Origin of the sequence: Pseudomonas floridensis, assembly GCF_002087235.1 — a bacterium.
Lineage (GTDB): Bacteria > Pseudomonadota > Gammaproteobacteria > Pseudomonadales > Pseudomonadaceae > Aquipseudomonas > Aquipseudomonas floridensis.
Map to the genome: position 1 here is coordinate 36,519 of NZ_MUIO01000108.1, position 7,054 is coordinate 43,572.

The following is a 7,054-nucleotide window of genomic DNA, read 5'->3' on the forward strand; positions in this document are numbered from 1 at the left end:
CCGCTAGCTATCTGCCTGCCTTAATCCGCAGAGCATGAAATCGAGTGCGTGAAGAAGCCTTAGCTCAGCGTGAGAAGCCCGACGCGGTGTATCTCGGATGCGAAACAGCACCTGTACTGAGGTCGGAGGCCACAATCCCACAAGCTTCATCATCTTTGGCCAGATAGAATTCTGACCAAAAAAAACCCCAATCCGAAGATCAGGGCTATTTTTTGGTACAAAGCGCTGGTACAAAAGCACTTCGCCAAAACCCTTATAAGTCATTGATTCATAAGGGTTTTTAATATGGCGGAGAGATAGGGATTCGAACCCTAGGTACCGGTGAAGGTACAACGGATTTCGAATCCGTCCCATTCGGCCACTCTGGCATCTCTCCAACGGCGCGCATCATAACAGCATCGAGGCGTGACGCGAAGCCCTTAGGCTAAATTTTTTCGTGCTATCAAACGCTTGCGTCGTTTTCGCGGCTTAAAGCGGTACGCCCAGACGGTTGGCGACTTCTTCGTAGGCTTCGATGACGTCACCGAGGCCCTGGCGGAAGCGGTCTTTATCCATCTTCTTGCGGGTGTCTTTGTCCCACAGGCGGCAGCCGTCGGGGCTGAATTCGTCGCCCAGAACGATTTCACCATGGAACACGCCGAATTCAAGCTTGAAGTCGACCAGTAGCAGGCCAGCGTCGTCGAACAGCTTCTTCAGGACTTCGTTGACCTTGAGCGATAGCTCTTTCATGCGGACCAGTTGCTCAGCGGTGCCCCAACCGAATGCCACGACGTGGGATTCGTTGATGAACGGGTCACCCTTGGCGTCGTCCTTGAGGAACAGCTCGAAGGTGTACGGATCAAGCTTCGTACCTTCTTCGATGCCCAGACGCTTGACCAGGCTGCCAGCAGCGTAGTTACGCACGACGCACTCGACCGGGATCATGTCCAGCTTCTTGACCAGGCACTCGTTGTCGCCCAGCAGCTTGTCGAATTGGGTCGGAACGCCCGCCTCTTCCAGCTTCTGCATGATGAAGGCGTTGAACTTGTTGTTCACCATGCCTTTGCGGTCCAGCTGTTCGATGCGCTTGCCGTCGAACGCCGACGTGTCGTTACGAAACAGCAGGATCAAGCGGTCAGCGTCGTCGGTCTTGTAAACCGATTTGGCTTTGCCGCGGTAGAGTTCTTCACGTTTTTCCATGATGGGCTCCGCTTGCTAAGTAGTTGGGCTAGGCGATATGTCGCCAGTCGAGCCCTGAATCTTGATCGGCCAATTGCAGCCAGTCCGGGTCGCACCCGAGGGTGTCGACGAAACACTGCCGGGCCAGATGCGGCAGGTTGTTCTTGCTGCTCAGATGAGCCAGCACGAGGTGCTGCAAACCCTGCCATCCCAGCTCGCTCACCAGGCTGGCGGCCTGATGGTTGTTCAAATGTCCTGTTTCACAGCCGACGCGCTGCTTGAGGAAGACCGGGTAATGGCCTCGGGCAAGCATGTCGCGGCAGTGGTTGGCTTCGATCATCAAGGCATCCAGGCCGTGATAACGCTGCAGCACGTTCGGGCAGTATGACCCCAGATCGGTCAGCAGGCCAAAGCGGCGCCGACCGTCATTGAAGACGAACTGCGTGGGTTCGAGCGCGTCATGTGCAACCGACACCACATCGATGTCCAGATCGCCGACCTGCAACCGCTTGCCACCTGTGAGCAATCCAGCCGCCTCGACAGGCTTGCGCATCCCGCGCAAGGTGCCGCCGCTGAGGTAGACCGGCAGATTGTAGCGCCGAGACAGCAAACCCACGCCATGCACATGATCGGCATGTTCGTGGGTCACCAAAATTGCGCTCAATTGCTCGCCAGCGACTCCCAGGCGTGCCAGGCGTCGCTCGGTTTCCCGCAGGGAGAAACCGCAATCGACCAGCACGTACGTATCGTTGCTTGCGATCAGCGTGCCGTTGCCACGGCTGCCGCTGCCGAGAACCGCGAAGCGCACTTAACCCAGGTTGTCTTGAATGACGCTCAATACGCGGCGAGCAACGTCTGCTGGCGCAACGGTATTGATGTTCTTCTCGACCGTGACCTGAACGTTGTCACCCACCTTGCTCAGGCGAACCTGATAGCGCTCGGCGCGAGCATCGATCTCTTCCTTGCTGGTCTTGCCACCGAACATGCGGCCGAAGAAACCAGGCTCGTTGTCAGGCTTTTGGGCCTTTTCTGCGAGGTTGATGTAGTAGAGACCCAGGCTGCGGTTGATGTCTTCGACACGCCAGTCACCCTGATCCAGCGCACGGCCGACACTCGACCAGGCACGATCCAGATCGGCACCCAGGTTGAGAACCGGGTTGCCACTGCCGTCTTCGCTCAGGGCGACACGACTAGGAGTATCGAAATCACGCGCTGCCAGCAGGGAAACGGAACCGCCCTTCTCGGCGTTGCGGTTCATGCTGGCCAGCAGATCGTCGGTCAGCGCGGCATCCAGGCCCAGGTTCGTCGTACGGGTCGGGAACGCTACGTCGGCCGTGCTGCCGGCAGGACGCTCGACGCTGACCACATAGACTTCACTGGTGTTGCGCTGCACGCCCGGCTCGATGCGAACCCGCACGCGGGTCTCCGCGTCGGCCGCGACGCCACTGGCGGTCAGACGCTTGGCCACCGAGGCGGACAGTTCGTCGAGGCGCTGCCAGGAGGAGCTGAATTCGCCGGTCTGCGGACGCTCTTCAGCGATACGGAAACCGTTGTCTTCGAAATATTGATGTGCAACCGGCCAGACTTCGGCAGGTTGGCGCTGAGCCAGAATCCAGCGAGCGTCGCCGCTCTTCTGCAGGCTGAAATCGCCCGAGTCGGACGTGGTGCCCAGTGGCAGTGGACGCGGAACGACGTATTCACCGTCCTTCTGCGTGCTGTCGGCTACGTTGCGTGGAATCGGCAGCAGCGGGTCCAGGCGCTTTACGCCCGTCACGTCGGCAGGCACCTGCATCGGTGCGGTCTGGGACGCTTGAAGGTAATCACTGCCGCGATCACGGAAGTAACCATCTTCACCCCACAGCCAACCGCAACCGCTGGTGCTGGAGATAATCAAGGCAAGTGCGGAAAGTCCGGCCAATCGCTTCATTGCGTAGTGCTTCCTCAATTAAACCAGGACGCCGGACTGGCGCAGGGCCTGTCGCAGCGGTTCGTGACAGGCTTCGCTGAGCCAGGTGAGCGGCAGACGAATTCCGTCCGGCATCATACCCATTTCATGCAACGCCCACTTCACGGGGATAGGGTTGGATTCGATAAACAGTGTGTTGTTGAGCGGCGTCAGCTTTTCATGAATCGCCCGGGCAGCCTCGGCATCGCCACGCATGGCCGCCGCGCACAGATCGCTCATGGCACGCGGTGCAACGTTGGCGGTCACCGAGATATTGCCCTTGCCGCCCAGCAACATCAGTTCGACAGCCGTGGCGTCGTCACCGGAATACACCAGAAAGTCGCTGCTCACACCGGCCAGGATGTCACGGGCGCGCTGCAGGTTGCCGGTGGCTTCCTTGATACCGATGATGTTCTTAACGGCCGACAGGCGCACGACGGTCTCTGGCAGCATGTCGCAGGCGGTACGGCCCGGCACGTTGTAGAGAATCTGGGGAATATCGACCGCATTGGCGATATGGCTGAAGTGCTGGAACAGCCCTTCCTGGGTCGGCTTGTTGTAGTAAGGCGTCACCAGCAGGCAGGCATCGGCGCCTGCGGTCTTGGCATTGGTGGTCAGCTCGACCGCTTCACGCGTCGAATTGGCACCTGTACCGGCAATCACCGGAATACGTCCTGCCACCTGATCGACCACGCGACGGATGACTTCAATGTGTTCGTTCACATCGAGCGTCGCCGACTCGCCGGTGGTACCGACGGCAACAATGGCGTTGGTGCCCTCTTGCAAGTGGAAGTCCACCAGTTTGCTCAGGCTGTCCCAGTCAAGACGACCTTGTGCATCCATCGGTGTGACCAGTGCCACCATACTGCCCGCAATCATGCAACCGCTCCTGCCGGAAAAAGAGAGCCGTAATGGTACTGGCGCTATCATCCTTGTACAAGCGAAGTACCGCGCTCTGAGCATTCCCCTGAGCGATGGTTTTCGCTACCCTTCGTCCTTTGATCGGTACTGGTCACCTGCGCACCTCGCTCAATCGGTCGAATTTGTCGCCAGAAGCCCTGCCCCAGCGCATTCCAGCCCAGCCATGGTTCAGCCATGCAGGCGCGGCGTGCCGGGGCCACGGTCGGCATCCGGCGCTCTCGATTGTCGAAAAAGCCCCGCAAGTCCAAAAAAGTACCGACCGCTCATCGTCTAGGAATGCTGCATGTCGTCCACCCCCACAGTTCGCGAACAATTCCTTGTCATCAGTGCCCTTGGCGCAAACCCCATGGAGCTGACCAACGTCCTGTGCCGAGCCAGCCATGAAAACCGCTGCTCGGTGGTTACTTCGCGCCTGACCCGCCATGGCGAGTGCAGTGCGCTGATCCTCCAGGTCTCCGGCAGCTGGGACGCCCTCGCGCGTCTCGAGACCGGTCTGCCGGGTCTGTCCAAGAAGCACGCCTTCACGATCAGCGTGGTGCGCAGTGCCACGCTGGAAAACCGCCCGGAAGCCCTGCCCTATGTGGCCTACGTCAGCTCGGCGTACCGTCCGGACATCATCAATGAGCTGTGCCAGTTCTTCATTGATCACAACGTCGAACTGGAAAACCTGATCTGCGATACCTACCAGGCGCCGCAGACAGGTGGCACCATGCTCAATGCCACCTTCACCGTCACGCTGCCCGCCGGTACGCAAATCAGCTGGCTGCGCGATCAGTTCCTCGACTTTGCCGACGCATTGAATCTGGACGCGCTGATCGAACCCTGGCGCCCACAAGCCCCGATGTAAGGAATTCCCATGGCCGTTGCAGTAAATCAACCCGTTCCCGAGTTCCAGGCAGCCGCCACCAGCGGCCAGACCGTTACCCTGTCCGAGCTGAAAGGCCAGCAGGTGGTGATTTATTTCTACCCGAAAGACAACACACCCGGATGCACGACCCAGGGCCAGGATTTTCGCGACCATATCGCGCAATTCCAGGCCGCCAACACCGTAGTGCTGGGCGTGTCCCGCGACAGCCTCAAGACGCACGAGAACTTCAAGGCCAAACAATCGTTCCCGTTCGAACTGATTTCGGACAAGGACGAAGCGGTCTGCCAACTGTTCGACGTCATCAAGCTCAAGAAGCTGTACGGCAAGGAATACCTGGGCGTCGATCGCAGCACGTTCCTGATCGATAAGGACGGCGTGCTGCGTCAGGAGTGGCGCGGCGTAAAGGTGCCAGGCCATGTAGCCGAAGTGCTGGCTCAGGCTGAAGCCTTGAACAAGGGCTGATCGAGCGGATCGCTGCGGCGCGCAATGCACCGCAGCGATAGACGGCAAGCGTTACAACAACGGCGCCACTGTAGGTTCGTTGCGCGGCCAGGCATCGAGAACGGCCTTGAATAGCGTGGCGAGCGGAATCGCGAAGAAAATCCCCCAGAAACCCCACAGTCCACCGAACAGCAGCACGGCGCAGATGATCGCGACCGGGTGCAGGTTGACCGCCTCGGAGAACAGCAACGGCACCAGCACGTTGCCATCCAGCGCTTGAATGATGCCGTGCACCATCATCAGGTAGATGAACTGATCACCCCAGCCCCACTGAAACAAGCCGATCAGCGCGACAGGCACGGTCACCACCACCGCGCCGACATAAGGCACTACCACCGAAATCCCGACCAGCATCGCCAGCAGCGCGGCGTAATTGAGCCCAAGGGCGACGAACGCGACGTAAGTCACGCCGCCGCAGATGAAGATCTCGATCACCTTGCCCCGAATGTAGTTGGCGATCTGACGATTCATTTCATCGGCTACGCGGTTGAGCAACGCCCGCTCGCGGGGTAGATAGCCCCGCGCCCAGCGGCCGATCATGCGGCGGTCCTTGAGGAAGAAGAAAACCAGGATCGGCACCAGCACCAGATAGATCATCAGGTTGACCAGCAGTGGCAGGCTCGACAGGGAAAACGTTACCGCAAGCTGACCGAACTTGCCGATCTCGCCGCGCGCGACTTCGATGGCCTGCAGTACCTGCTCGTCGGACACCAGATGCGGATAGCGCTCCGGCAGCAGCAACAACAGCGATTGCCACTTGGCGAGCATGCCCGGCAGTTCATTGAACAGCGTGATCAACTGATGCCAGAGCAGCGGCACCAGCACGAGCAGGAAGACCAGCAGCGCGCCGATGAACAATGCGAACACGATACCGACCGCGCCTACCTCTGGGATACGCAGACGCTCGAGAAAATTGACCACGCCCTGCATCAGAAACGCCAGAACCAGACCGGCAAGCACCGGAGCCAGCATGCCACCCAGCGTGAGCACCAGGGTAAACGCAAGAAACAGCAGAACCGCCAGCACCACCGCCTCTTCATCAGAGAAGTAGCGCTGCACCCAACCGCGAAGCACATTGAACATCAAACATTCTTTTCAGAAAAATCGCGGCAATCAGGCTTTGCGCAACCAGTAGCGGTAGACACCCGCCTCCACTTCTTCATGCATAAGCTGATGGCCCGCGAGCCTGGCAAACGTCCGGAAATCGCGTTGGGAACCCGCATCGGTCGAACTGACTTTGAGCACTGCGCCACTGGCCAGACGATTGAGCTCCATCTTGGCCTTGAGCAAGGGCAGCGGGCAGTTGAGTCCGCACGCATCAAGCTCGGCGTCACACGCCTCGGGGCGAGCTACTGGGTCAGACATCGTTTCTCTCCTGGCAGACACATCGAATTACAAAGCAGCCCGCAAAAGGCGTCGCGGACCAGCCAGCAAGAATACCTCACTCTGGTCAGCACGCCATTGAGCCAGCTACAGTACAGGCTCTTCAGACAAGAGCTTCGTGCATGAATTTTTTGCGTCCTACACTGCTCACGCTCGCCTGCCTGTTTGCCGTGCCGAGCATGGCCGATGACTTGCCGTCACTTGGCGACGCCAGTTCCTCGATCGTTTCTCCCGAGCAGGAACACAAGCTGGGCCGCGCCTGGCTGGGCCTGTTGCGC

General features: G+C 59.3%; 8 protein-coding genes, 1 tRNA gene and 1 pseudogene. 3 read left to right on the forward strand and 7 right to left on the reverse strand.

The window, feature by feature from the left end; all coding sequences use genetic code 11:
• Positions 1-286 precede the first annotated feature (286 nt).
• The 5 genes from BZK31_RS23970 to dapA form a co-directional block, all read right to left on the reverse strand.
• Positions 287-376: transfer RNA gene (locus tag BZK31_RS23970), tRNA-Ser, on the reverse strand.
• 92 nt (positions 377-468) lie between these two features.
• Positions 469-1,179 carry a phosphoribosylaminoimidazolesuccinocarboxamide synthase gene (gene purC / locus BZK31_RS23975; RefSeq protein ID WP_004879213.1) on the reverse strand — a complete coding sequence of 237 codons (711 nt, stop codon included), beginning with the start codon at positions 1,177-1,179 and terminating at the stop codon, positions 469-471.
• A gap of 28 nt (positions 1,180-1,207) precedes the next feature.
• The gene (locus BZK31_RS23980) at positions 1,208-1,966 is read right to left on the reverse strand and encodes an MBL fold metallo-hydrolase (protein WP_083185765.1); all 759 of its coding nucleotides are present in this window, start codon (positions 1,964-1,966) and stop codon (positions 1,208-1,210) included.
• Entirely contained in the window at positions 1,967-3,085 is a 1,119-nt protein-coding gene (gene bamC, locus BZK31_RS23985) for an outer membrane protein assembly factor BamC (RefSeq protein WP_083185766.1), read from the reverse strand.
• Between the two features lie 18 nt (positions 3,086-3,103).
• A complete protein-coding gene (dapA, locus tag BZK31_RS23990; protein ID WP_083185767.1) occupies positions 3,104-3,982 on the reverse strand; it encodes a 4-hydroxy-tetrahydrodipicolinate synthase in 879 nt (292 codons plus the stop codon).
• Positions 3,983-4,307: 325 nt separating this feature from the next.
• Here dapA and BZK31_RS23995 point away from each other — a divergent pair, with 325 nt between their 5' ends.
• Positions 4,308-4,871, forward strand: coding sequence for a glycine cleavage system transcriptional repressor (locus tag BZK31_RS23995; protein ID WP_083185768.1), 564 nt, complete (start codon positions 4,308-4,310; stop codon positions 4,869-4,871).
• Between the two features lie 9 nt (positions 4,872-4,880).
• Positions 4,881-5,354: a peroxiredoxin gene (locus BZK31_RS24000; RefSeq protein ID WP_083185769.1), complete on the forward strand. Its 474-nt coding sequence runs from the start codon at positions 4,881-4,883 to the stop codon at positions 5,352-5,354.
• Between the two features lie 51 nt (positions 5,355-5,405).
• Here BZK31_RS24000 and BZK31_RS24005 read toward each other — a convergent pair whose 3' ends face one another.
• Positions 5,406-6,476, reverse strand: coding sequence for an AI-2E family transporter (locus BZK31_RS24005; RefSeq protein ID WP_083185770.1), 1,071 nt, complete (start codon positions 6,474-6,476; stop codon positions 5,406-5,408).
• Between the two features lie 30 nt (positions 6,477-6,506).
• Positions 6,507-6,758, reverse strand: a complete 252-nt coding sequence (locus tag BZK31_RS24010) for a sulfurtransferase TusA family protein (protein ID WP_083185771.1) — start codon at positions 6,756-6,758, stop codon at positions 6,507-6,509.
• Between the two features lie 140 nt (positions 6,759-6,898).
• On the opposite strand from BZK31_RS24010, the pseudogene BZK31_RS29265 reads away from it, so the two are divergent.
• Positions 6,899-7,054 (forward strand): annotated as a pseudogene (locus BZK31_RS29265) (M48 family peptidase); the annotation flags it as partial.